This is a genomic window from Klebsiella sp. JN_Kp126, from assembly GCF_033843325.1.
GTDB lineage: Bacteria > Pseudomonadota > Gammaproteobacteria > Enterobacterales > Enterobacteriaceae > Klebsiella > Klebsiella michiganensis.
This window is the reverse complement of record NZ_JAWXQV010000044.1, coordinates 65835-91548: the sequence shown is the minus strand read 5'-3', so window position 1 is coordinate 91548 and position 25714 is coordinate 65835. Positions and strand designations below refer to the sequence as shown.

Genomic DNA, 25714 nt, shown 5'->3' with positions numbered 1-25714 from the left:
TAAAAATGAGCGCATTATTCGATTTAACGGGAAAAACGGCTCTGGTCACCGGTTCGGCGCGCGGTCTCGGTTTTGCCTATGCGGAAGGCCTCGCTGCGGCAGGCGCCAGAGTGATACTGAACGATATTCGCGAAACGCTGCTGGCAGAGTCGGTCGATGTGTTGGCAAGTAAAGGCTACAGCGCGCACGGCGCGGCGTTCGACGTCACCAGCGAAGATGCGATTGAGAAAGCCTTTAGCAAACTGGATGCACAGGGCATTCACGTGGATATTTTGATAAACAACGCCGGGATTCAATACCGCAAACCGATGGTAGAACTGGAGCTGGAAAACTGGCAAAAAGTGATTGATACCAACCTGACCAGCGCATTTCTGGTCTCGCGCGCCGCGGCAAAACGAATGATCGCCCGCCGGTCCGGCGGTAAAATTGTCAATATTGGTTCGCTAACCAGCCAGGCTGCACGGCCTACCGTCGCTCCCTACACGGCGGCAAAAGGGGGGATCAAAATGCTCACCTGCTCCATGGCGGCGGAGTGGGCGCAGTTCAATATACAGAGCAACGCCATTGGTCCAGGCTATATTTTGACCGATATGAATACCGCCCTTATCGAAGATAAGCAGTTTGATAGCTGGGTGAAAAACAGCAACCCATCGCAGCGCTGGGGCCGCCCGGAAGAATTGATTGGTACTGCGGTTTTCTTGTCCTCGAAAGCCTCAGATTATATCAACGGACAGATTATTTACGTCGACGGCGGCTGGTTGGCGGTTCTGTAATTGAATTCGATAACCGTCAACAGATGTATAAAAACCTACTCTGGAATAGAGATTATGATTGATAAAATACAAAGAAAACTCGCACCTTTACGCTGGAAAAAACTTATTCCTCTGGCATTTATCACCTATAGTCTGGCCTATTTAGATCGTGCTAACTATGGGTTTGGTGCCGCATCAGGCTTAGCAGAAGATCTCAACATCACCCCTGGGATATCATCTCTGTTAGGTGCTTTATTCTTTCTAGGATATTTTTTCTTTCAGGTTCCAGGTGGAATTTATGCTGAAAAACGCAGCGCTAAAAAGCTCATATTTTGGAGCCTTATTCTGTGGGGCATCCTGGCGACTGCTACAGGTATGGTCCACGATGTAAAGGTCCTGGCGGTGATTCGTTTTCTGCTTGGTGTTGCAGAAAGTGTCGTTATGCCTGCAATGCTCGTATTTCTAAGTCACTGGTTTACTAAGAAAGAACGTTCAAAAGCCAACACTTTCCTATTTCTGGGAAACCCGATTACTGTGCTATGGATGTCCGTTCTTTCGGGCTATTTAGTTGATGCCTTTGGCTGGCGAGGAATGTTTATCATTGAAGGCGTACCTGCAATTATTTGGGCGGCAATATGGTGGTTTGTTTTTGTAGACCGTCCAGCGGATGCAAATTGGTTAACACAAAAAGAGAAAACTGACATTGAGGCTGCACTTGCAGCTGAGCAAACAAACATAAAAGAAATAAAAAACTACAGTGAGGCCTTCCGTTCAGGAAAAGTACTTTCCCTTTCCTTTATACATTTTTTCTGGAATATCGGAATGTATGGTTTCATCATGTGGCTACCGTCTATTTTGAAATCAGCATCAGGCTTGAGTATTGTCGCAACAGGTTGGTTATCCGCGGCGCCTTATCTTTTAGCCGTTCCACTAATGTTAAGCGCATCCTGGTATTCAGACAAATTTCTGAATCGAAAAATTATTGTACTTCTCTTTTTAGGACTTGGTGCCGTTTGCTTTATCGGTTCCTTCACCATTGGAGCCTCCAATTTCTGGTTATCCTATATGCTACTGATGATTGCAGGCGGAGCGATGTATACACCATACGGTCCATTTTTCGCGGCAATACCTGACATGATCCCAAGGAATGTGATGGCTGGGGCGATGGCTTTCATCGTTAGTTTTGGTGCGCTTGGCTCTTTCGTTGGATCATGGATTGTAGGCTATCTAAATGGTTTGACCGGTGGGCCTGGTACCTCTTATATTTTCATGGGCAGTTCACTTGTCCTGGCCGTTTTACTGACTTCAATGACCGCTTTTACCAGTAAAGAGTCCAGTAGCGCAAAAGTACAGCCTTGTTAATATCAGGCGCCCTAAGGGGCGCTTTGTTTTTAAAAATGGTATATTACCCGATTATTTATAACTCACACGGACAGCGATCTTGAGCATAAAATCCATTCAAAAACAGAACGTTGTAAATGAAATTTATGATCAGATCAGCGCAAAGCTGCTGGATGGGAGCTGGCCGCCGGGTAGCCGCCTTCCGTCTGAAGCGGAGCTGACCGCTTCCTTTAACGTTAGCAGGGTCAGCGTGCGCAGCGCGGTCCAGCGCTTTCGCGATCTCGGCATCGTCGTCACTCGTCAGGGGAGCGGTAGCTACGTAAGCGATCACTTTACGCCGCAGATGCTGAGCAACGATCCTCGTCCCATCATGCATCTTAGCCGCGAAGAGTTTCACCATATGATGGTCTTCCGCCAGACCGTGGAGTTCAAATGCGTGGAGCTGGCCGTTACTCATGCCACGGAAGAGGACATTCTTGAGCTCGAACAGGCGCTCAACAATATGCTGATTAACAAAGGCGACTACAAAAAGTATTCGGAGGCAGACTACGCTTTCCATCTGGCTATCGTCAGGGCTTCACACAACAGCGTCTTTTATAACGTAATGAATTCAATAAAAGATATTTATTACTATTATCTTGAAGAGCTGAATCGCGCGCTCGGTATCACCCTTGAGAGCGTAGAAGCCCATATCAAAGTCTACATGTCGATAAAAAACCGCGATGCCAGTACAGCAGTGAAAGTACTTAACGAAGCCATGTCGGAGAACGTTACCGCCATTGATAAAATTAAGTCTTCAACCAGCAGCAACAATTGATTAATCGCCCTCCCCTCTTATTACAACTTTCCGTTGCCGGTCTCGCTACCGGCAACGGCGGTTTTATAGTGCGTTAGAAAATTGCCCGATACAGCGCTTTAATCTCTTCCAGATTGGTGTCGCGCGGGTTGCCGCCGGTGCACACGTCCGCCAGAGCCGCCGCCGCAAGGGCATCAATATCCTCTTCTTTCATACCGACATCGCGCAGGCGCGCCGGGATATTGACGTCGCGATTCAGCTGCGCCACCGCCTCAATGGCTGCCTGACGCGCTTCGGCAATCGGCAGAGTTGACGCCTGCTTGTTGCCCAGGGCCACCGCGATGTCGCGATATTTTTCGCCAGTATATTCGGCGTTGTAGGCCATGATATGCGGCAGCAGCACCGCGTTAGCCACGCCGTGCGGCGTACCGTAGAACGCGCCCAGCGGGTGGGCCATACCGTGGACCAGCCCCAGACCAACGTTTGAGAAGCCCATTCCGGCAATATACTGCCCCAGCGCCATCCCTTCCGCGCCCTGCGCCTCGCCCTGAACGGAAGCACGCAGCGAGCGGCCAATCACCTCGATAGCCTTCAGATGCAGCATGTCGGTGAGTTCCCATGCGCCTTTAGTGATGTAGCCTTCAATCGCATGGGTTAGCGCGTCGACGCCGGTCGCCGCCTTCAGGCTGGCCGGCATGCTGCTCATCATCTCGGCATCGATGATCGCCACTACCGGGATATCGTGCGGGTCGTAACAAACAAATTTGCGCCGATTCTGTACGTCGGTAATCACGTAGTTGATGGTGACTTCGGCTGCCGTACCGGCGGTGGTTGGGATCGCAATCATCGGCACGGCGGCGTTTTTCGTCTCCGCTCCGCCTTCGAGACTGCGGACGTCGGCGAACTCCGGGTTATTAATGATGATGCCTATCGCCTTACAGGTATCCTGCGGTGAGCCGCCGCCGATAGCGATCAGGTAGTCGGCGCCCGACTGTTTAAACGTCTCTACGCCCTGCTGCACAACCTCAATCGTGGGATTCGGGACCACTTCATCAAAAATGCTGTAAGGCAGCCCGGCTTCGTCGAGAATAGCAAAAACTTTTGTTGCGACGTTAAAACGAATCAGATCCTTATCCGTGACCACCAGCGCTTTTTTGAAGCCGCGTTTTTTAACTTCATCAACGATACAGCGAATCGAACCTGGGCCAAAATAAGAGGTTTCGTTTAAAATCATTCTGTAAGCCATTTGTGCTCCCTCAATTCGAGTGTTTGATAACCATAATATTTAGCCCTACAGTAACGTGACTGGCGCAGCCATTTTATTAATTCATATCAAATAACACCCTAATTGCCCGGCACGCTGTTGCAGTTAATTAACGCATCGCACATTAGCCATGAGATTTGTCCAGCATACTGGACATCAACGAGCATCAACTTTAATGACGTCCAAGGACACCAACAGCAATATACACCTGAGAAAAATATTATCTCATGATGGATATTATTGAACTGGATCACATTATTTTATCTTTTACTGCCGACACGCATTCGTAAAGCCAAAAAGATATCTGTGCCGAAGCACAAAATGAACAGGAGGGCCTCGCGGAGCATAAGCCGGCATGCAATAACAACCGTCTTCGATTATTCTGCACCGCCCTTTCTTATCCGCCCCCTTATCTCTCCGCGCGCCAACGTCAATTGCAGCAGATGGTCATCTCGTCGACTTAACACTTCAGAAACAAAAGCATCATTTCCTCAACAAAGCGACCACCCCAGACCATCGACTATCGATTAAAAATCTCTCATAAGAATTATCTGTCATTATCGGCAATTGCTCATCGACCGATGAATAGGCGAAATGCCTTTATCTCAAGAAGCGCGAGTTTTTATTATTAAGAATATTCTCTATTACTTGCGAGATATTAATTGTCAAAAAGATAAAAAAATCAAAAAACCGCCTAAGAGCTTTATATTTATTGCAAACATCATAACCTCTTGATAGCATACCCTTTAGCCAATATTTTTATTATAAAAATACCATTTATGATGCTTATTAACTTTTATTCTGATCACCTGACCATACTTCTCCAACGGCAGGAGTAAATGTCTGACCTTATAAATTGACATTTCACACCTGTCCGCTAACTCACGAGTAAGTAACCCCTCAGGCTCATGTTCTTTTAATACATAAAGAATATACTCCTGCTCTGGTACAATTACCCCGGAGAATTTATTGATGCCCATTGAACTCATCAATGCTCGTAAACTTTCAACTGCGGTTACAGAATTTTGATATGCGTGCGGGGTACAGGATGAAAATGAAATCTTCATGAGTCAGCTCCTTCTGTCATTAAGTACACGGCAGTATGGATTGCCCCTACGAAAACGGCAACATTAGCTTTAAATTTCAACTTAAACAGTACATTTATCTGAAATTCACTTTTTTTTATGATAAAAACCCTGATATAAAGAGTGAATTTTTAATTCCGTGCGGAGATAAAAATGCGGTTCGATATAGAGGGATTTATTACATTTGATACTGAGGAAGCATCCCTGGTCAATCTGTTGACCGGTGATTGTATTGAACTCTCTGCCACTTCCACTCGCCTCCTGACCAATCTGTTACAATACCGTGGGGATATTATTTCTCGCGTTGATATTTTTCAGTCAGTATTTGAAAAGTATGGCGCCAGACCTTCTAATAGCAACCTGAATCAATACATCTCAACGCTGCGTCGCAGCCTTGCGGATCTGGGCATTGAGAAAAATGTGATTATTACGGTACCGCGAATCGGTTTTAAGATTTCGGAAGAAGTCATAATCACCAGCGACAATGATTACTCCACCTCTTTCACTCTTCCGACGCTGGCCCCACAACCTCCCGGAGAGAGTCTGCTGTGGAAACACCGCAAAGTGGCCATCTTATTTCTCCTGTTCGCGATCGGTTCAATGCTGTTTTCACATCTTTTTATCTATAAAAAACAGTCATCTATAGCATCTTTCACTCAGGATAAATGTACGATTTATGGCGCAGGAGCCTTACGCGCAACGGAAATACTCAGAAATAAAAAGCTGTTCCCCTCAGGGCTCGATTGTTCTACGCCAAAGAAAATCTATTTTTTCAACCGACAATTAAATCAGGAACAAGATTTAGGTATTTATATGGATATATTCATACTCAAATGCGATATTAAATACCAGCGTTGCCATAGCTACTACTATAAGGAAATAAAAAATGCGTAAATACGCTTTAATCGTTCTGTCCTGTACTCTGGCGCTGGCATTAGCATCTATCCTGTACATTTGTTTCAACAGCCATGACGCCTTCTCCTGTAAATCACGGTACGATCTTACTGAAGATATTAATGAGAATATTCTCCGCTCACAGGGTTTGCTTTCCGCTGAACTTTCTAACGATCGTCTTTTAATCAACCTTGAGGGATTACTCTCCAGCAATGGTGATAAATACGTTGTCTCACGCACCATCGCCATCACGTTAAAAAAAGCCACCGCTACCGGTCATCTTTTTTATATTTCCGATACGCAAATCACTCGCCACAGTGGTGATAATACGCCTGAGAACATCGCGCAAAAAATCCTCTTTGGCAACCAAACTAATGATAGAATCATCTATATCAATCGCGTTAATGATGATACTATTTTATTCGGTAACCAAACGTTCCCACAATATGGTTGCCAGCGTCAAAAAATAATCATTGATTGAGATTTATCTCATTACTTTTAATTATAAAGATATCATGACGATACATTTACTACCGACGTTAGCCAGCATCGCTAATATTATTGATATGATTAACCCACGGCTAAACCTGCACCATGTCAGAACGGCGTTTATCGCATCGCATCTGGCAAATTTAGTCGGTTTTTCTGCGGCCCAGCGGCGTAAAACCATTCTCGCCGCGCTTATTCATGATGTCGGCGGATTAAATGAAAAGTCGCGCCTTGAGCCGCTCAACTACATCGATAATGAACATAATAATCACGCGCTAATCGGCAGCGAGTTGCTTAACCGAATTCCGCTATTTCGCCCGCTCAACAGAATCGTTCGCTATCATCACACCCGCTGGCGCAACGGTCTGGGGCATTATATTGAAGGTGAGCGGGTGCCCGAAGAGAGCCATCTGCTCTTCTTCGCTGACCGGCTGGATGTACTTTATTGCGAGTACCGTACCGACCATAGCGCCTTTTTAAGCAACAAGCTGGTCGACATCGTTGCTGCCGGAGCTAATATTCTTTATAAACAGGAGTATATTCAGGCCTTCAGAACGCTCTCCGCCGATGGTCATTTCTGGTCCGTCATGGCGTCCACCGATTATCGCGATTACATTAACGCGATCTCCGGCGTCCATAACGACACCCTCTCTTTACACAACCTCCGCGATATTGCCGAGCTGGTCTCTTTTATTATCGATCAATTCAGTCAGCAGACGCCCTGGCACTCCGCCGCCGTCGGGCACATTGCCGGTTATCTGGCGACAAAAATAGAAATGAGCGCGACGCAAGCGCTGAAAGTAGAAATTGGCGGGTTACTGCATAATATTTCCTGTCTGGATCATAGCCCGCCGTCAAAACGCGTTGGTGCGTCAGACAACGCCCGGCACACGCTTTATCCTATTGAAGGTATTGATGATATTTCTGAGTGGATGGCCATACAAAATGGCCCCGCGCTGCTTCAATTACACGAGGAAATCCTTAAGCCAGAAGCCGTGCTTATCGCGGTGAGCCGACGGGTGGTCCATGCGCTAAATGGACCGAAAGCGGAAGAGAAGTCGCTGGCGCAGTTAATAAAAAATAACCCGGGAGAGGAAATTCCCCCGTTTATGTTATCCCTGATTGCCCAATATTCCCCACAGATTATCCAGGTCTATCGTGCAACCGCTGGCGAAATACAGGCGTTAATGAATCGCATTGCGCAACTCACGCATTCCCTTTAGAAGCTAAGCCGGCCTAATCACAGACTCAGGCGCTCAATCCGCCGTCCAGAACCAGGGTTTGCCCGGTCATATACTGGCTCCCCTCACCGATTAAAAATGCCACCGCCTGCAGCACATCATCCGTTTCGCCCAATCGGCGTAGCGGGATCGACTGGCGCATCTCTTTCAATTTTTGCGCGGGTATCTCCTCCAGCATCTCCGTACGGATCAGGCCCGGCGCCAGGCAGTTGACCCGAATGCCGAAACGCCCGACCTCGAGCGCCAGCGAGCGCGCAATACCGCTCATCGCTGCTTTACTCGCGGCGTACGCCGTCTGCCCCACGTTGCCCTTTAACGCGCTGACCGACGACATCATCACGATGGAGCCCCGCCGCTGCGTGAGCATCGCCGGCAGCAGCACCCGGTTCCAGTTCATCATCGAGATCACATTGGTTTCCAACACCTCGCGCCAGAGCGCGGCGTCCTGATGAATATGCAGGCCATCGCGAGCTATCCCGGCATTGTGAATAATCGCTTCCGGTGCCCCCCGCTCGGCCAGTAGCGCCTGCGCAAGCTGTTCAACCCGCGACGCGTCGTTGCCGTCGCAGACGTATCCCTGTACCCGGTGGACGGAATTTTCGCTCGCCGCCTGGGTGGCGTTAATCGCAGCCTCATCGCGGCCGGTAAAGACCACGTTCCGGCTTTGCGCCAGGCCGGTGACCAGCGCCCGACCGATACCGCGGCTGCCGCCGGTCACCAATATCCATTGTTGCGCCATATCAGTTACCTGACTCTTTGCTGATGTGCTGACACAGTTCGCCCAGGGTGATCCCCGGATTGTGAATAAACCAGTCCGCCTCCAGGGTGATATTGAATTCACGTTTTGCCAGCACCATGAGCTCGACGTAGTCCAGGCTATCTAATTTCAGACGAACCAGCGGCGTATTCTCATCAATCTCATCCGGTTCCAGGTCTTTCGCATCGCAAATCATTTCACATACTTTTTGCAGAACTTCATCATAGGCAGTCATAAATTATCCTTAATTATCAATTATGCACGGGGCCAACTTTTAGCGTGACCACGTTCGTTATTATCAGGTCATCCAGCTGCGCTGCCGCGGCGATGCGCACCAGCGCCCCCTGTTCGGCCTGGCCCACCACCAGCGAGGGCAGCAGCCAGAGCGCCAGAGATTCGGGCCGAATCGGCGTCGCTTTGCCCGCGAGACGAGCATCAAACACCACCTCCTGGTGGGTTTGCAGCACCGGATAGCGGGTAAATATTTGCTGCAACGAGGTTTCCCCCGGCCCGAGCAGGGAGGCGATATTCTCCTGGCGCAGCAGCGCGGGATCGCCAATCAGCTGGCGGAACAGCAAGGCATCAAGAAACTGCCACTGCGCCAGGTCGGGCCAGGCGGCGTTGAAGCAGGACTGCAGCTCGCGCAGCGTCTTTGGCGCAATCGTGCAGGGCTGTTTACCCACCAGCGATTCCGGCTCGGCCGCCGTGGTCATCTGGCAGGAGAGGCAGAGTTCACCATTCTGCGGATTGCTGACCGATGTGGCGGACAAAAGGCGATTTTTGGCTAGCCCGGGCGTTAACAGCCAGTCGGTATTGCACCATATTGGCCTGCGCAGGCGAACCTGGCATTTTACGTAACGCTCAGGGCGGTACAGCCGGGAGTGGGCATCGCGCTTCACGTCGAGCAGCGCGCGCATTCCGTGGACGCTCAGCTGTCCCGCGCCCATCTGGCGCGCTGCCGCGAGGTCGAAGTGAATCGGGTTTTCGTCACCGGAAAACGCCGCCCACTGCTGCGCGTCGGCAAGGGTGTAGTGCAGCAGCGTCACGCGTGTTTCTCCAGCACCAGCGCGGCGTTCGCGCCGCCGAAACCAAAGCTCAGATTCAGCGCCCGATGTATCTCCCCCTGACGGTGCCCTTCAGCGATATAGTCAAGATCGCACTGCGGGTCAGGCTGGGTTAAATGGGCCGTCGCAGGCAGGATCCCCGCCGCCATCGCCTGCAGGCAAACAATGGTCTCGAAGCTCCCTGCGGCGGCAATCAGATGCCCGGAGTAGGCTTTGGTGCTGGAAATCGGGATACGGTACGCCTCGTCGCCCAGCGCCTTTTTCAGCGACTGCGTTTCGTTGAGATCGTTGAGCGGCGTGGAGGTGCCGTGGGCGTTGATATAATCGAGGTCGGCAGGCTGGAGATCTGCGCCGCGCAGCGCCCAACGGATGGTCTGCTCGCGGGCTACGCAGTCCTCCGCCGGGGAGGTAAAATCCACCGCGTCGGAGAAATTAGCATAGCCGGTGACCTCCGCCAGGATCGTCGCCCCGCGCGCGAGGGCGCTCTCGCGCTCCTCAAGGCACAGCACCGCCCCGCCTTCCGAAAGCACGAACCCGCTGCGCTGCAGGCTGAACGGACAGCTGGCCCGCTCCGGCGACTCCGTTTCCCGGCTCAGCGCGCCGAGCACATCGATATTCCAGATCGCGCAAACGCTGTTTAGCGATTCCCCGGCGCCGGCGAGCAGCATGCTGGCGCGGCCAAAGCGAATCGCATCATAGGCCTCGCCGACAGCGATAGTGCCGGTGGCGCAGGCCGCGACCGGGGTATTTTGATAGCCGCGCAAATTCCACAGCTGGCTACAGGCGGCGGTGCTCACGTTGGGCATGGAAAAAAAGCAGCTAAAGGGCGAGGAGACGCCGGTTTTCTCAAACTCGGGTACCGCCAGATAGCTTTCATCCAGCCCTGCCCAGCCGGAGCCGATGATGGCGCCGCACATTAGCGGGTCATAAAACGCCGTGGGAGCTTCGCCCGCAAAGGCCATCGCCACCGCTTCCCGCGCGGCGGCCAGCGCCAGGCGCGCGTGACGCGGCAGACGCCGACGAATCGCGGCGGGAACCCCCTTAAGACTGGGTTCATTCGCCACCTGACCGATAAAATGCGTGTGAATACCGTTCGCGGAGAGATCCACATAGCGGTAGCCGCGTCGATAATCCATGATGGCCTGCCAGCTTTCGGCGGCGCTATCGCCGAGGGGAGTCACCGCGCCATAGCCGGTTATCACCACGCGATAAGGGGAGTTACTGTGACTCATTCTGGGAAGTCCTCTGTTGCGGGTTAATGCCTCCCTGCGCCAGCCAAAGCTGCAAAGTGGCATAAAGATAGTCGTACTGGTTCTGCGCCAGGCTGTTCTGCACATCAAGCAGCGCGTCCTGGGCGTTCAGCAGAGTCTGATAATCCACCGCCCCTGAGCGATAGCGGCTCCCGGTGAGCGCCAGACGCTGCTCGCCCAGCTGCAGCGTTTGCAGCAGACGATCGCGCTGCTCGTCGGCGTTAAGCCGCTTCTCCATCGCGTTGTCCACCTCCGACAGCGCGGTATAGGCGGTGCGGCGAAAGTTCACCGCCTCCTGCTGTACCTTCACGCTGGCCTGCTCCACGGTGAGCTGTACCGTGTTCCACTGGATAAAGGGCGCGGAAACGCTGCTGCCTACGGTGCGCAGCGGGTCGTTAAACCACTGGTGAAAGAGCTGGCTTCCGGCGCTCAGCGTTCCCTGCAGCGAGAGCGTGGGATAGAAGCTCAGCCTCGCGGCATCTGAGCCCGCCAGCGCCGCCCGCAGGCGCGATTCCGCCGCCTGCAGGTCCGGACGGCTGGCGAGCGCGGCCAGCGGCGTGGCGTTGGCAATAGCGATATGCTGACGCACATCCAGCGCGGAGGACTCATCGGTGTGCTGAGCCGGCGGTCTGTTGAGCAGCAGCGCCAGCGCGTTACGGGAAATCGCCCGCTGCTGCTTCAGGCTCAGCAGCTGATTCTGCCGGCTGATGACCGTCTGCCGCGCCTGCAGCACATCGAGCAGGCCCACTTTCCCCGCTCGCTGCCAGGACTCAATCTGCGCCAGCGTCTGCCTGGCGATATCCAGACTCGCCGCCTGATACGTCATTTGCTGGTTCAGCAGAGCGATGTTCCAGTACAGCTGCGCGGTGGTATCAATCGTCGACAGGATCGTCGCCCGGTAGTCCTGCTCGCTGGCTATCGCCTCCCATTCGCTCTGCTCCCGGATCCGCGCCAGCTTGCCCCACAGATCCAGTTCATAGCTCAGGGACAGTGAGGCGCTGTAGCTCTCCTGTGAACCGCCGCTGTTGAGCGGCTTTGAGTTACTGCCGGAGCCGTTGAGGCTCGCGTCAGGGCTGATATTGGTTCGGGTGAGCCCAGCGGAAATACGCGCCTGCTTAAGGGTTAAGGCGGCAGCGGCGAGATCGTTATTGCTTTCCAGCACCTGCCCCACCACCCGCGACAGACGTTCGTCGCCGAAACGGTCCCACCAGCGCTGCGCTTTCTCCTGCGAGCGCGCGATGCTGCCTCCCTCCGTCCGCTGCCAGTTCTCCGGCACCGACAGCAGCGGGCGCTGATAATCGCTGCGGGTTAAATTCCCGCAGCCCGTCAGCAATACAATTAACGGTAATAAAGTCAGCGGTCTCATTCGCGGGCCAGCGCCTCCGTCGGGTTCAGTCGCGCCGCGCGGCGCGCTGGAAAATAGCCAAACGTCAGGCCAATCAGGGCGGAAAAACCGCAGGCCATCGCTACCGGCAGCCAGGTGAAGACCATGGAAAACTCCTGCGTCAGCAGGGCAAACAGGTTACCGGCGGCCCAGGAGCCCAATACCCCCGTCAGCCCGCCGAGCGCGCAGATCATCACCGCCTCAATTAAGAATTGATGCATGATGTCGCTGGGGCGAGCGCCGACCGAAAGCCGAATGCCAATCTCATGGGTACGTTCGGTAACGGAAACCAGCATGATGTTCATGACGCCAACGCCGCCAACCAGCAGCGAGATGGCGGCAATCGCGGTGATCAGCAGCGACATGGAGTCAGAGGTTTTTTGCAGCGCGTTGGCGAGCTGTTCGTCGGTCTGGACAAAGAAATCTTTTTTGCCGTGCTCGCGGATAAGATGCCTTTCCGCCCGTCGCGCCGCGTCCTGCGGCGACAGCGTTTCCTGAAAGCGCAGCGTGAGCGCCTCCAGCGGTTTGTCCCCGGAAATCCGCTGCAATAAAGAGGTATAGGGGATCCAGGCCGACATAAATCCGCTGACCACCTTCGGTCCCGGCTTGCTGGCGATGCCGATCACCCGCCACGGCGCGCCGGCGATTTGCACAATTTTACCCAGCGGATCTTCATTACCGGGAAACAGCGTCTCTTTGCTGGTTTCATCCAGCACCAGCACCGGTTCACGATCGTCGACATCGCGGTGGGTAAAACCGTTGCCGTGAAGGAAACGAATACCCTGCAGCGAGAAATAGTCGGCGGAAACCCCGGAAAGAATAATCGAGGAATCAAACCCCTGGCGCACCGCGGTCGTCATGCTGGAGACGATCGGCGACACCCCAAGCACCCACGACTGTTTGCCGAGGCTGGCGATATCATCCAGCGACAGCGCCCGCTCCATATCCGGACGCTTGCTGCCCCAGCCGGTGCCGGGGCGGATTTCGAGCGTGGTATTACCCAGCTTGCCAATCTCGTTCATGATGCTCTGCCGAGCGCCTTCTCCCACCGCCATGGAGGAAACCACGGACGAAATGCCGATGATAATCCCCAGCATCGACAAAAAGGCGCGCATACGATGCCCCAGCAGCGACCGCCATGCCATCCGTACCGACTCTCCGATACTGCGCGACAGCGAGGCCCGGCCGTTATCCTGTACCGCGGGCAGCCGCGGAATGCCGCGATTATCACGCGCGCCGTGGGTGCTGTCGGCGACCACCTGCCCATCGCTGATCTCGACGATCCTCTGGGCCTGCTGCGCTACCTCGCGATCGTGGGTCACGATAATCACCGTATGCCCGTCAGCGTTCAGCTGGTGCAGAACATCCATCAGCGCCCGGCCGCTGACGCTATCCAGCGCCCCGGTGGGTTCATCGGCGAGAATAATCTGCGCGCCGTTGATCAGCGCCCGACAGACGCTGACCCGCTGCTGCTGGCCGCCGGAAAGCTGCGCGGGTTTATGCGCCAGGCGCGCGTCAATGTCCAGCTTTTCCGCCAGCAGCGCAATGCGCGCCTGGCGCTCAGCGGCGGGCATCGCGGTATAGAGCGCAGGGATGGCAATATTCTCTTCCGCCGTCAAATAAGGCATCAGGTGATAGCGCTGAAAAATAAATCCCAGCCAGCGGCTGCGCAGCTCCGCCAGCGCCGCGCTGTCGGCCTGATGGGCGGCGATGCCGTTGATATACACTTCACCGCTGCTGGGTTTATCCAGACAACCGATAATATTCATCAGCGTCGATTTACCCGAGCCGGAAGCGCCCATAATCGCCACCATCTCGCCGGGCATAATGGCCAGAGAGATGGATTTCAGCACCGGAATCAGTTGCGTCCCGGCAACAAAATGACGCGTGACGTTGTTCAGCAAGATTAACGGCTCAGCCATCAGACGGACCCCGCATCCTGCGGGATCACCACCCGCTCACCGGGCTGTAACCCTTCAAGAACCTGCGCATACTGGCGGTCGTTAATCCCGATGCGGATGGTGCGCTCCTCGCTGCCGTTCTCCTTTTGCACCACGACCAGGTAGCGCTCATCGCCGAGCGAACGCCCCAGCGCGGCAACCGGCACGCGCAGCGCATCTTTCACCTGCGCGATGCGGATAAACACCTGGGCGGTCATCGAGGTTTTCAGCAATCGCTGGCGATTATCCACCTCGAAGGTGCCGTTATAGTAAATGGCGCTGCTCTGCTGGTTACCGGCAGACGCGCCGGCGTTTTGTTCCTCCAGCGCCTCCTGCGGCGCGGGCTGGACATAGCCAAGCTCACCTTCATAACGGGTTTGCGGGTCGGCAATGACGTAAAACCATAGCGGCTGTCCCGGATGGATTTTCTGGATATCGGCTTCGGAAATGCGGGTTTGGACCTGGACTTTATCGAGATCGGCGAGCACCAGAATCGTAGGCGCAATTTGCGAGGAGACGATGGTTTGCCCTTCACGGGTCACGATGCCCAGCACTTCGCCATCCATAGGCGCGAGAATGCGGGTATAGCCGAGGTTAGCGTTGGCGGTCTGCACGCTCATTTCCGCCTGCACAATCTGCGCCTCATTCACCGCTATCTGCTGAACCTGCGCGGCATACTGCGCCTGCGCCTGTTCGAGATCGCTGCTCACGCCGGAGCCGTCGCGGCTCATGGCCTGCTCGCGCGCCAGCGCTTTGCGGTACTGCACCAGCGTGGCCTCAGAGGCCTGCTTTTGCGCTCTGGCGCTGGCCAGCTGCGCGGTAGCGTTGCGTAAGTCGGAAAGCTGCAGCGTCGGGTCGATTTCGGCTAACAGCTGCCCTTTGCGCACCCGCTCGCCCTGGCGCACGTACAGCTTACGCAGCTGGCCGCTGACCTGCGCGCCGACGCTCACCTGGACGGCAGGTTTGATAATCCCGCTCGCCAGCACGACCTTTTCGATATCCCCGCGATCGAGCGTAACGGTATCAATCGACTCGGCCTGTGCCGGAAATGAGCGCTGATAGTAGACGGCGGCAACAATGGCCAGCATAGCGACCAGCGCAAACAGCCACGTTTTACGGCGGCGTAAAAATGCTCTTCTCATTGGTCCACCTCTCCCTGTGTGATATCGCGCAGCTTGCCTTCCTTCAGGCGATAAACCCGCGTGAAATGATGCAGGATCTGCTCGCTGTGGGTCACGACGATCAGCGTCTTGCCCTGTTCGCGGCAGTGCTGGCACAGCGCGAGGATCGCCGTTTCCGCGGTTTCATCATCAAGATTGGCGGTCGGTTCGTCGAACAGCAGTATGGGCCGGGTGCTGTAGAGCGCCCGCGCCAGCATCAGCCGCTGACGCTGGCCCAAAGAGAGCGCCGAGTGGCTCTCGCGGATCAGCGCCTCCATTCCTCCCGGCAGCGCCTGAACCACCGGCCCCAGCGCCATTTTTTCGACCAGCGCCTCCACTCGCCCGCGATCGCTGTCGCTGTACCACGGGTCAAACAGGGTGATGTTTTGCAGCACTGAGGCGTTGAACAGGATGTCTTCCTGACTCTGTAGCCATACCTGCGACGCCAGCTGCTGCGCGCTCACCTCGTCGTTGTCCAGCAAAATTCGCCCATGCTGCGCGGAAAAAAGCCCTGCCATCAGCCGCAGCAGGGTGCTTTTTCCGGCGCCGGAGTCGCCCACGATCGCCAGCCGATCGCCGGGCTCCAGGATGAGATCAACGGCATTGAGTACCGGACGCTGCGGGTTGTAATGAAAGCTCACCTGTTCGAACGTCAGCCGCGGAACCGCTTCACCGCTGAGCGGAGCAAACTGGGGCGCAGCAGGCTCATGGCGGGTGAACAGGCCCTGCGCGCGGGTATCGATCACGTGCAGCTGTGATTTACGGATCACGGCATAAAATATCCGCGTGACGTAGGAGGTAAAAATCTGTCGTAAAAAGCTGTAGGCAAAAAAGTCGCCCAGCGAGATAAGCTTTGCGTGCACCAGCGGCAGCACCACCAGCATGAAAACCACCATCTCAAGGCTGCCGGTCAGCTGGTACAGTCCCTCTTTGACCTGCTGATAGACTTTCTGCCGCTGGAGGCAGGTGAAAAGGTCATGAGACAGACGGGCAAACTGCGCTTTACGCTGCGTTTCCAGCCCGGCGGTCTTGATGGTTAACACGCCCTGAAGCGTTTCCATAAAAAAGTCATTCAGCGTCGCGCTTTTCAGCTGCAGCTGCTGCGTATACCAGCGGTCGCGAAAAATGGCCCAGACGCTGATCAGCCCCATCGCCACAATACCCACGGCGGAAATCAGCGCCAGCACCGGGGAGATCCAGAACATAATGCCGATCGCGATAACGCAGATGATCCAGTCCGAGCGGAGCCCGTTATCCAGTTCGATTTTTTGCAGCATCCCGCCCTGCCAGGCGATAAAACGGCTGAAAACGTCCCCCGGCGCGCGTTTTTCAAAAAAACGCAGCGGATTATTCAGCAGGCGGGAAAAACCGATATCGCTCTTAAGCAGGACAAAGCGGCGAATAAATCGCTCGCTAATCACCCTGACGCCCAGCGCCAGCAGCGTGGATACAACAAAGGCGAGGATGAACCATAAATAAGGAAACTGCGTATTCTGAACGTCAGAGAAGGCCTGGTTGATCGCCCGGCTGACCATCGTCGGCATTAAAAACAGGGTGAGCGACACCAGGAAGGTCAAGAGCATCAGCTTATAAATGCCCGGTACCGCCGCGGTCTCCTTCAGGCTCATCGCCCGCGGCATCTCCTGCTGCGCGCCGGCAATAACCGGGTCCGGGCCGGCAATCGCGCCGGGCGACTCTTCAAGGATCAGCGCATAGCCGCTAATCTCTTTTTTTAATGCCGAGAAAGGCAGCCACTGCTGGCCAATCGCCGGATTCATGACGCAGACGTAATCCCCTTTTCGCCAGGCCAGCAGAACATAGTGGCTGGCGCCGTAGTGCAAAATGGACGGGAACGGCAGCGCATGAAGCTCAGCGTGATCGAACAACACCGGCGCGGTGGCAATGCCGATCTGCTGCAGGATAACGGATAAATCGCTCAACGATGTCCCATGATCGGATGCCGGGAAAATTTCCCGCAAAGCCGGCAGCGAGCACGGAATATTCTGGGTTTGCGCCAGCATCGCAATACAGGAGAGGCCGCATTCATTGGTCTCTTCCTGGAAAACCATATCAGGAATAATCTTTTTCATGATGATGCATCAGTGATTAATAAAATAGAGCGAATGGCTGTGCCACAAAAGCCAATCCTGCGGATAATCGCGCAGGGTGTTTTCAATAATCGGCGGCAGATTGGCCGCGACCTCTTTTGGCGACAGCGGGGAATAGATTTTTATTTTTATCCCGTGCTGATAATAGAGGTGATAAAAAACCACCTGCGCCGATACGATGCGAGAAAACCGCTGTACTCCGCTATGTAATTTCGCCGGGCGGCCAAATAGCCGGCAGCTTATTTTCCCGGACTGCGCTTCCGGGGTCTGCACGGTGTAATCGGCCGGAATGTCGGGGAAAATAATCATATTTTCCCGCCCTGCCGATACATTGGTCATTAACGCCATAAGCTCGCTAGCCAGCGATGTATTATCCTGGTGGATTGAGCAATAAGAGAGCGCGACGCCGCCCATTTTACGGCTGGCGACGGTGTAGCTTTCCGCGCTGGAAGAGACCACTACGCTGGCTTTGCCCGGCGTCACGCCGGCCCCGACCATCGCCGCTAAGATATCGGAAACGCAGTGCAGCGGCGCAAGGACGACCGGCGTCTTTTGCGCCGCCAGGGGAGCGACAACGGCGTCAAGCTCTCGCGTGCATGCCTGCATCTGGGCCAGGGTGGCCGGGTGCTGTGCCCAGGTCGCCCCTATCTCCAGCAGCTGGCGGCGCATGGCTATCCATCCGGCATCGATTCGGCCCTCGACGCCCGTCAGGCAGCGGTAGTTTTGCGTCGCCACGGCGCTGCGGCCACGGTACTGTCTGCCCAGCAGCCGCAGCCGACACAGCGCGCGAACCGCCAGCAGCAGCAGCGGCATCGGGGTAAAACGCATGACTCTACGCACCGCTTTTTGGCCGTAGCCGGTAAAAGGCCGGTAGCGCCAGCTCAGCTGCGCGGACCATTTTCTTACGCTGAAGACGCTCCAGACGATGAGAAAGCGCGCCACGCTTACTCCTTATCCTGGGTTAACAGCTGGCGCAAATAGTCGGCAAATTCAGGAAACTGACGATCCTTCGCCACTACGTATTTCTTATTCACAATAAACAGCGGCGTCGCGTTAATGTCATAAAGTTCGGTGATTTTCGCCATATATTCCAGACGCTCGGCGACGGCCTGACTTTGGCGTAGCTGATGGTATTTATCGACATCAATACTATTCTTTTTCAGCCAGCCATTAAGCGTTTCCTCATCGGCTAAATTAATCCCGCGGGTCATTACCGCGTTAAACGCCTGGTCGCGCGTCTGGCGCTCAATACCCATGACTTCAAGGGTCGCAAAAACCGGCGCAAAGACCGCCAGACCGTTATTCTCGCCAGTAATATGGATAACTTCAAAGGTGCTATCCGCGGGTAGCGTGGCGGCGAATTTTTCGATCTCTTCCTCGTTCGATGCGCAGTAGTGACAGCCATAGGACATCACTTCAATAATGCTTTTCTCATTTTTTATTGGGCTACTGGCAACGGTTGCGCTGTCAATTTTCCGCAGGGCGGAAGGCTGACTGCTATCCAGTGAAAATGTATTAAACACAAATATGTGATAGCACAGCACGGTAATTAGCGACGAAATTAACGCCACCAGAAACGTATAGCCAACGGCGGTAATAGGTTTTATCTTCATTTGATACCAGGCTCGCGAAAATAGCGGAGAAATACATGGAGGGTTCCCCCTCCATGTATCACATCAGTGATTAATAACGGGCGCTATTTGGCACGACGCACATGCTGTCCGGCGCATCTTTCATGCTAACGGTTGAACCGTGCTTATCCGTACAGGTGGTCACTTGTTTACAGGTAGAAACACCGCCAACGACCACTGTCTCGTAAGAGCTTGTGCAAGTTTCCTTGCAGCAGCCGCCAATAATAGTTGACGCTTCAATCATACTTAATTTTTGCATTTGTTAGATCCTTAACTATTTATATTGAAATGTATTTTTCTTACACTTACCTACTGGCTTAGCTATCTGCCAGTAATTCTGTCGATGTTAGACTTTGTATGCTGTTATACGCAGGGGGTGGCGACGATACATTTGAAAATATTAAACAGTTCTACGTTATTTTTAGCATTTAACTTTTTCATCAGGCCCCGTTTGCAGCGGCTCAGTCGACGAACATCAATTTTTTGCTCAGAGGAAATTTGCGACAATGACTTCCCTTTGAATATTTCTTCCATTAACCACCAGTCATCGCTGGAGATACTGTTATTAAAATCCCGGGCTAACCACTTCTGTCGGGTATAATTAATTAGCGAGCGGCTATAAAATATTTTCTTTGCCACCATCGAATCAGCGCCTTCAATGAATTTGAAAAAATTCTCCAGCGATTCATTTTTTAATAACCAGCTCGCCTCCGGGAGCAGCGAATGCAGCGCAAAAAACAGAGAAATATTATTTTCTCCTAATAAAATCACCAGCTGCTGATTTTCCCGGCAGTAGTACTCTTTAATGGTGTAAAGCGCATTAAAGCGTTCGTCCGGCAAACTGTCGACATCGCAGAGCACCCAGCGCAGCTCCTCTTTCTGCTTCGGCAGACGCAGCGTATTAATCAGCTGAGAGAACTGGTCGAGCCTTGAGAAAGCGCAGTCGCCGTCATGCGCGGCAAGATCGTCAACCAAAGAACGTACACCTTCTGAGAAAAAGATATTTTTATCGTAGAGAAAGAAACGGCGGCTCATTTATCGTCATCCTTGATCTATTCTACTGGTAATTAAGGGTGTAATACGCTGTTGCCTGGAAGGCACCGGTCTGCAAGGTTTTGTTACTCAAGGCGTCCGGTTCCCCTTCAACAAAAGCTTTAAAATTTAACTGCATGGTGGCATCGGAAATGGCGACCGCGGTTGTTGGCGTATTGAGTGAAATCGCCGTGCCGTTACTCTCTTCAAAACCAATGCCAATACCGCTGGCGGAATTTGGCGCTACCGGCGTAATCGCCAGACGGTCGCTCATATTGGCATTTTCCGTCCCGCTAAAGGTTACGGTAACGGAATTAAAAACATCGGTACTGCAATCCTTAAGCTCAATCACAAACGCTTTGGGCTGTGATTTGCTCTCCGCATAGAGCGTACGGGTTGAAATCTGGCCAAAATCCACGGCGATATTTTTGGATGAAGGAACGATACTGCAGCCATGGGCCGCGACGGTGCCTTTGAAGGTTAAGTCGCCGCCGATCAGTTCCCCGCTGGCGTACGCCGGCGTGGCCGCCGACAGTAAGCCCAGAAGTACCATAGATGCGATTAATTGACGCATGCTGCCCCCTTACTGAAACTCAGCGACCACGGTGGCCGATGCCTGGAAATCCCCTTCGAGAACATTGGTCCCGGCATTGGCAATCGGCGCAGCGGTCAGATTCCAGGTTCCCTGATTATTATTAAAACCCGGCACGTCATAAAATCTATTCGCGGCCACTAAACTGCCGCCTGAATCTTTCAGAATAATGCCAAGATTGGATCGATCGACGGCGCCGGTGGTCCCTAAATAATCGCTATTAAAACTGGCGGTATTGGCCTGCTGAATGCCCAGGCGAATATTTAAATTACCGTTCGCGAAACTTCCCCCTTCGCATTTCACCTGAATCGGCACGGACCGGCTGTAATTATTGCCATTTAGCAGCGAACCCGAACTGGGGATGGTATCAAAATCAACGACGATCGGTGTACCTGAGTTGACAATGCATTTATCCGGAACGGTAATGACCCCGGAATTAATCGAGACAATCGACATTGGAGTGCTGCCCATTCCTGAGCTATAGTTCCCCAGGCGGCCGTAAAGCTTGGCGATTTCTGTACCCAACAGGTTAACACCGTTGACAATAGGCTTAGTAATCATAAACGTTACCCGCCCCTTGGCGCCGGACTCAAAGTTATTAAATTGGGTGGTTGGTGGAACGCATTTATTCTGAAAAGCGTTATTCGATTCATTATAAAAAGGTACCGCAAAATAATCCATGCGCTGACCACGAATATAAATTTCAATTTTAACATCCATATAATCATTGAGCTTTAAATAGCCCGGCGCGCTTCCCTGCTGCATCAGCGAGGCGGTCGCAGAGTAATAAATCGCCTGATTTTCCATGGGAATGGTACAGCTGGCTATACCAGAATATTGCCCGCCCAATGAAAATTCATAAGGAATCGTTGCCCCTATGCTGTTATTGGTAATATCCTGATTGACCACGTCAATATTATACATTTTAGGTCCGCCGACCGGCGTAATTTCCCCTTCAATCGCCGCGCTGGCGTCAAGGGATAATAAGCCGCCGCAGAGTAAAAGCGTGACGCAAGATTTTCGTCCGATAACCATCGTCGTCATCAGAGATACTCCATTTTTAAACGCAGCAGTCCGCTAAAGTTGCCCGCGGTCACGTTTCGTCCGGTTGACTCCAGCACGGCAATAAACGTCAGGCTGCTATCGCCGGTTTTCACAATAAACGGCGGCTGCGTTTGATTAATATCCAGCGCCCGTTCTTTAACATCCAGCAGGCGAATACCGGCTCCTGAGATGCTGCCGGTCAGGCGCAGCAGCTGGCGATTATGTTCATCCGATTCGCCGATAAAAGTGAGCTGAACCGCCTGCTCGCCGGTGGTGTAGAGATGCTTGCTGTTGCCCGTCGTCCGTGAGGCGATGCTGTCGCGCGCCTGCGAGGCGCCTTTCAGGCAATCTCTGAGTTCGACGCGAACCAGCACCGGCTGACTCCGGTCGCCGGCCTGATGAAAACGGCGGGCGCTGATTTCACCCATCTCGATAATCTGCAGGCGGCTCTGCGGCGCCAGCACGCAAGGCGAGGCATAAACGGAGCCATTGAATATCACGTTACCGCCATCTTCCCCCTGATGATCCCGGTTATAGTGCTGTGGCTGTAGCGGAATATCAGCGTCGGCCAGCGCTGGCATACTGATACCGAATACAAACAGTGCTAATAGCGATAGACGCGTTTTCATCATCAGGTTCCTCTTTAATTACCCTTGCTGCGATGGCGGCAGCGCTTTACAGGTATTTCCTTCGCAGCGATATTTCAGCTCCGGATGACCGCCATAATCATTCACATACATCATGGCGAAATCTCGCACGCTGCCGTCGGTTACGCTGAACTCCATGCTGGACTTCGGCGCAATCATAATCCCCGGAAACTTAGTGATTTTTTCACCCTTAACGCGGGACAAGCTAATAATGGTGATGTAATAGGGCGTCGGGTTTTGCGCGGTCATCTTATTGCCGCTCTTTTGAAAGACGACCTGGTCCTGCCAAATCTCGCTTTTGCTTTTGGGAATAATGGCCGTCGGGCGGAAAAATAATTTAATCCGCGACTGCATGGCTAACTGCAGGACATTCGCTTTATCCGGCTTGGGCGGGATTTCGCGCACGCTTAAATAAAACAGGCTTTCCCGGTCCTGCGGCAGTTGGTTAATACCGTCAGTTTTGGTGACCCGCGCCACCCCTTTTTGCCCGCCGTTAATCCGCTGTAAAGGCGGCAGCACCACCAGCGGAGAGGTAATCTTGTTGCCCTTGCTGTCCTCAACCCATGATTGCGCGAGGAAAGGAATATCCGGGCTGGTGTTGGTTAAATTCGCGCTCGCCGAGCTGTCTTTACCGGTGATGATAAGACGCGTGCGATCCAGCGAAACCCCTGCCTGAGCGGTACCGCCTACCGCCGCCAGCATCACAACGCCCATCCAGCAGAATTTGTTGCTTGTTATGCTCATTTTTGGCCTTTTATTACTGTCACTGTCATTTACACGGCAATAGCGCGGCTGTCGAACGACGCACGATGGTCGGCGGGATGGCAATCTGGCACTGCTTTTTCCCGCTCCACACTACGCTTAGCAGCTCCTGAGGATTCACCCCCGCCAGCCATCCCTGGCCACCTTCCATAATCATGGAGACGCTCACGCCATCGCCGTTGATAACCTCCGCGCCGAACGGTGGATAGGTACCGTCAGCCAGGCGAATAATCCCCATCATTTTTTCGCCCTTCGCCATGCCAAAGGTCTGATAGCCAATGGCGCCTTCGGTCAGCGTGGCGGTGCTGATGGCTTTTGCCGGTTCGATGGATTCCGACATCGCATCGACATCAACACGGGTATCAAAGCTGTTGTAGCTCACGATGTCCGGAATAACGGCAATGCCGAAATTGTTGGTTCTTGATTTACCATCATTGAGCGGAACGTCGCCGATACCGTTGGTATTCACCATCACGCGCGCCGTGTTGAGCGTTGCGCCGCTGTTGTGGATCGCCGCCCCGTGCCGGGTAGCGGTAAAGCCGCCGCGCAGGGTGCTGCTCAGGGAAACGTAGTGATCCTGCTGATAGCTGGCGTTGCTGTTGATTTCGGCATACTGCGAGCGGCGCTGATAGTAGCCGTCGACGTTGGCATAGCCGCTCTGGCTCGCCCCGGCGCGCAGTCGCCACAGGTTGTTGTAGTCGCTGCTGTCGGTGTACGAGAGCATCGGGCTGGTTTTGCCGTTATTGGTCTGTACGTCGAGACCGCTCCATTTGCTATCGCCAACGGGAATGGAAAGCGAGAAAGCAATAGAGTCGTCTTTACGCCCTTCGTAATCGGAACGGTAGGCCGAAATATTGGTGGTGATCCCGCGAATATTACCGACGTTAAACGAGCGCCCTAACGAGATGCCGTAGCGATCCTGGCTGCTTCGATTCCAGTAATTCTGGTGGGTATAGGTCAGAAAGACGGTAGTCGCTTTGCCTGGCTCATCGGCCCAGAACGTTTTATTCCCGGTGATGGTATAGACTTCTTTTTCACGCCCAAGGCTGTCGTAACCCTCGTAACGCTCGTTGAGATATTGCGAGAAAGAGCGGAAATCTTCCTGAGAAAAGCGATAGCCGGCAAAGGTAATTGAACTGTTATATTCGTCGAACGTTTTCGCATAGCTCAGCTTAAACGAGGTGCCTTTAAGCCGCTTCTGGTTTGACTGTTGGCTGTAGGATTCGGTGGCGTCAAGCGAGAGCGCGCCCAGTACGCTGAGATCGCGGCCAATACCGGCGGAGACCGCGGTATATTCCGCCCCTGCGCTTTGTAAACCACCGTACAGCGACCAGGCGTTGGTTATCCCCCAGGAGAAATCACCGGAAGCGAAACCTGGCCCCTGAATTTTATGGTTATAGCGGGACGGCGCGCCGACAGCCACGTTGTAACGCACGTAGCCGGGACGCGTAAGGTAAGGAATGTTGGCGGTGTTAACCTGGAACGTTGAAATGGAACCGTCCTGCTCCTCCACCTGAACATCCAGCGTACCGCGCACCGAGCTGCGTAAATCCTGAATGTTAAACGGCCCGGCGGGAACCGTCGTTTCATAAATAATGCGCCCGCTCTGCTTCACCGTCACTTTGGCGTTGGTCTTGGCCAGGCCGCGAATTTCCGGCGCGTAGCCCTGCAGGTTTGGCGGCAGCTGACGCTCATCGCTGGCGAGATTAAGCCCGGTAAAGCGCACGGTGTCGAAGACCTGAGAATCAAGGTAGATCTCCCCCGCCGTCAGCTTTGCCGCCATCATCGGCAGCGGACGGTAGGCGTAGATCTGATTCATGTCGAAATCAAATTGATGCGTCGCGCTGTAATAGCTGGTCTGATATTCGCCGCGCAAACGCCAGCCGCCGAGGTTAAACCCGGTCTGGCCGTATCCGCTCAGGGTGGTGTAATCTTCATGCATATCAAGCTGGCGGGTATATTGCCCGGTCAGACTGTAGTCGAGCAAAAACCCACCGATGCCCTGGTCCCAGCGCTCCGGCGGCGTCCAGTTCGGATCGTTGTATTTCATCCACGCCTGCGGGACGGTGATGTCCAGCACCCCGGCGTAGTTGCTGAGCTTAGCCCCAGGAAGGCTCAGCAGGTCATAGCAATCGGCAAACGGCTGTGCGACCTTTTTCTGCGCTTCTTCTTTCAACGCCAATCTGGCAAGAATTTCGCCGTTAATGCAGGCCTGGGTATGCTTCTGGTCTTTAGAAGCCAGATAGCGAACCTTTTGCTGCCCCACCGCCTGGCCATTTATTTTAATATCTAATAAGTACTCGCCCGGCGGGACATAGTTGTCGGTGGCGAAACGGGTTAAATCGATATTGTCGCGATCGGCGGCATCCAGTACGTCGGTATTGAATTCCACGTCGGTTGAGGCACAAGCCATAGAAGCACAGCAGAAAAAAAGCATCTGAGAGAGGATTATTTTTATTTTTAGTTCTGCTGACATGACTA

The 25714-nt window shown here is 53.6% G+C and carries 25 protein-coding genes; 6 read left to right on the top strand and 19 right to left on the bottom strand.

Features of this window, described 5'->3' with window-relative positions; all coding sequences use genetic code 11:
• Positions 1–5: 5 nt before the first annotated feature.
• The 3 genes from SIK97_RS04775 (at position 6) to SIK97_RS04765 (ending at position 2910) form a co-directional block, all read left to right on the top strand.
• Positions 6–773: an SDR family oxidoreductase gene (locus tag SIK97_RS04775; RefSeq protein ID WP_032694641.1), complete on the top strand. Its 768-nt coding sequence runs from the start codon at positions 6–8 to the stop codon at positions 771–773.
• Positions 774–827: 54 nt separating this feature from the next.
• Positions 828–2114, top strand: a complete 1287-nt coding sequence (locus SIK97_RS04770) for an MFS transporter (RefSeq protein WP_064379498.1) — start codon at positions 828–830, stop codon at positions 2112–2114.
• A 79-nt stretch (positions 2115–2193) separates the two neighbouring features.
• Positions 2194–2910 carry a FadR/GntR family transcriptional regulator gene (locus tag SIK97_RS04765; protein WP_057173216.1) on the top strand — a complete coding sequence of 239 codons (717 nt, stop codon included), beginning with the start codon at positions 2194–2196 and terminating at the stop codon, positions 2908–2910.
• 73 nt (positions 2911–2983) lie between these two features.
• Here the strand turns inward: SIK97_RS04765 and fucO are convergent, their stop codons facing one another.
• Together fucO and SIK97_RS04755 are read right to left on the bottom strand one after the other, a co-directional pair.
• On the bottom strand, positions 2984–4135 hold the full coding sequence (fucO, locus tag SIK97_RS04760) for a lactaldehyde reductase (RefSeq protein ID WP_032751006.1): 1152 nt from the start codon (positions 4133–4135) through the stop codon (positions 2984–2986).
• Between the two features lie 764 nt (positions 4136–4899).
• Positions 4900–5220: a FaeA/PapI family transcriptional regulator gene (locus SIK97_RS04755; RefSeq protein ID WP_032751007.1), complete on the bottom strand. Its 321-nt coding sequence runs from the start codon at positions 5218–5220 to the stop codon at positions 4900–4902.
• A 171-nt stretch (positions 5221–5391) separates the two neighbouring features.
• Here SIK97_RS04755 and SIK97_RS04750 point away from each other — a divergent pair, with 171 nt between their 5' ends.
• Genes SIK97_RS04750 through SIK97_RS04740 form a run of 3 tightly spaced genes read left to right on the top strand, consistent with a single transcriptional unit; the run spans position 5392 to position 7844 of the window.
• Complete coding sequence (locus SIK97_RS04750) at positions 5392–6132, top strand: winged helix-turn-helix domain-containing protein (protein ID WP_032751008.1); 741 nt, start codon at positions 5392–5394, stop codon at positions 6130–6132.
• A complete protein-coding gene (locus SIK97_RS04745) occupies positions 6125–6613 on the top strand; it encodes a FidL-like protein (RefSeq protein ID WP_047723007.1) in 489 nt (162 codons plus the stop codon). The genes SIK97_RS04750 and SIK97_RS04745 overlap by 8 nt, the downstream gene beginning before the upstream one ends.
• Positions 6614–6647: 34 nt before the next feature.
• Positions 6648–7844: an HD domain-containing protein gene (locus tag SIK97_RS04740; protein WP_047724916.1), complete on the top strand. Its 1197-nt coding sequence runs from the start codon at positions 6648–6650 to the stop codon at positions 7842–7844.
• Between the two features lie 25 nt (positions 7845–7869).
• Here SIK97_RS04740 and SIK97_RS04735 read toward each other — a convergent pair whose 3' ends face one another.
• The 17 genes from SIK97_RS04735 to SIK97_RS04655 all read right to left on the bottom strand — a co-directional run bounded on the left by SIK97_RS04735 (position 7870) and on the right by SIK97_RS04655 (position 25709).
• Entirely contained in the window at positions 7870–8601 is a 732-nt protein-coding gene (locus SIK97_RS04735) for an SDR family NAD(P)-dependent oxidoreductase (RefSeq protein ID WP_032751011.1), read from the bottom strand.
• Between the two features lies 1 nt (position 8602).
• Entirely contained in the window at positions 8603–8854 is a 252-nt protein-coding gene (locus SIK97_RS04730; RefSeq protein ID WP_004853570.1) for an acyl carrier protein, read from the bottom strand.
• 16 nt (positions 8855–8870) lie between these two features.
• Positions 8871–9665 carry a MaoC/PaaZ C-terminal domain-containing protein gene (locus SIK97_RS04725; protein WP_047723006.1) on the bottom strand — a complete coding sequence of 265 codons (795 nt, stop codon included), beginning with the start codon at positions 9663–9665 and terminating at the stop codon, positions 8871–8873.
• Complete coding sequence (locus tag SIK97_RS04720) at positions 9662–10915, bottom strand: beta-ketoacyl-[acyl-carrier-protein] synthase family protein (RefSeq protein WP_014226566.1); 1254 nt, start codon at positions 10913–10915, stop codon at positions 9662–9664. The genes SIK97_RS04725 and SIK97_RS04720 overlap by 4 nt, the downstream gene beginning before the upstream one ends.
• Positions 10902–12299: a TolC family protein gene (locus SIK97_RS04715; protein ID WP_047723005.1), complete on the bottom strand. Its 1398-nt coding sequence runs from the start codon at positions 12297–12299 to the stop codon at positions 10902–10904. The genes SIK97_RS04720 and SIK97_RS04715 overlap by 14 nt, the downstream gene beginning before the upstream one ends.
• Positions 12296–14239, bottom strand: a complete 1944-nt coding sequence (locus SIK97_RS04710; RefSeq protein WP_047723004.1) for an ABC transporter permease — start codon at positions 14237–14239, stop codon at positions 12296–12298. The genes SIK97_RS04715 and SIK97_RS04710 overlap by 4 nt, the downstream gene beginning before the upstream one ends.
• Entirely contained in the window at positions 14239–15399 is a 1161-nt protein-coding gene (locus SIK97_RS04705; RefSeq protein WP_014226569.1) for an efflux RND transporter periplasmic adaptor subunit, read from the bottom strand. Before SIK97_RS04705 ends, SIK97_RS04710 begins: the two co-directional genes overlap by 1 nt.
• Positions 15396–17507: a peptidase domain-containing ABC transporter gene (locus tag SIK97_RS04700; RefSeq protein WP_047723003.1), complete on the bottom strand. Its 2112-nt coding sequence runs from the start codon at positions 17505–17507 to the stop codon at positions 15396–15398. Before SIK97_RS04700 ends, SIK97_RS04705 begins: the two co-directional genes overlap by 4 nt.
• A gap of 9 nt (positions 17508–17516) precedes the next feature.
• The gene (locus SIK97_RS04695; RefSeq protein WP_047723002.1) at positions 17517–18467 is read right to left on the bottom strand and encodes an ABC transporter; all 951 of its coding nucleotides are present in this window, start codon (positions 18465–18467) and stop codon (positions 17517–17519) included.
• 2 nt (positions 18468–18469) lie between these two features.
• Entirely contained in the window at positions 18470–19138 is a 669-nt protein-coding gene (locus SIK97_RS04690) for a DsbA family protein (protein WP_032751021.1), read from the bottom strand.
• Positions 19139–19208: 70 nt separating this feature from the next.
• Positions 19209–19415: a DUF4762 family protein gene (locus SIK97_RS04685; RefSeq protein WP_014226573.1), complete on the bottom strand. Its 207-nt coding sequence runs from the start codon at positions 19413–19415 to the stop codon at positions 19209–19211.
• 104 nt (positions 19416–19519) lie between these two features.
• Positions 19520–20191 carry a transcriptional regulator gene (locus SIK97_RS04680; RefSeq protein ID WP_014226574.1) on the bottom strand — a complete coding sequence of 224 codons (672 nt, stop codon included), beginning with the start codon at positions 20189–20191 and terminating at the stop codon, positions 19520–19522.
• 22 nt (positions 20192–20213) lie between these two features.
• On the bottom strand, positions 20214–20762 hold the full coding sequence (locus tag SIK97_RS04675; RefSeq protein ID WP_032751022.1) for a fimbrial protein: 549 nt from the start codon (positions 20760–20762) through the stop codon (positions 20214–20216).
• Positions 20763–20771: 9 nt separating this feature from the next.
• On the bottom strand, positions 20772–21824 hold the full coding sequence (locus SIK97_RS04670) for a fimbrial protein (RefSeq protein ID WP_057173786.1): 1053 nt from the start codon (positions 21822–21824) through the stop codon (positions 20772–20774).
• Complete coding sequence (locus SIK97_RS04665; protein WP_049079478.1) at positions 21824–22453, bottom strand: fimbrial protein; 630 nt, start codon at positions 22451–22453, stop codon at positions 21824–21826. The genes SIK97_RS04670 and SIK97_RS04665 overlap by 1 nt, the downstream gene beginning before the upstream one ends.
• A gap of 18 nt (positions 22454–22471) precedes the next feature.
• Positions 22472–23215: a molecular chaperone gene (locus SIK97_RS04660; RefSeq protein ID WP_032751026.1), complete on the bottom strand. Its 744-nt coding sequence runs from the start codon at positions 23213–23215 to the stop codon at positions 22472–22474.
• A gap of 25 nt (positions 23216–23240) precedes the next feature.
• On the bottom strand, positions 23241–25709 hold the full coding sequence (locus tag SIK97_RS04655) for a fimbria/pilus outer membrane usher protein (protein ID WP_004853590.1): 2469 nt from the start codon (positions 25707–25709) through the stop codon (positions 23241–23243).
• Positions 25710–25714: the final 5 nt, after the last annotated feature.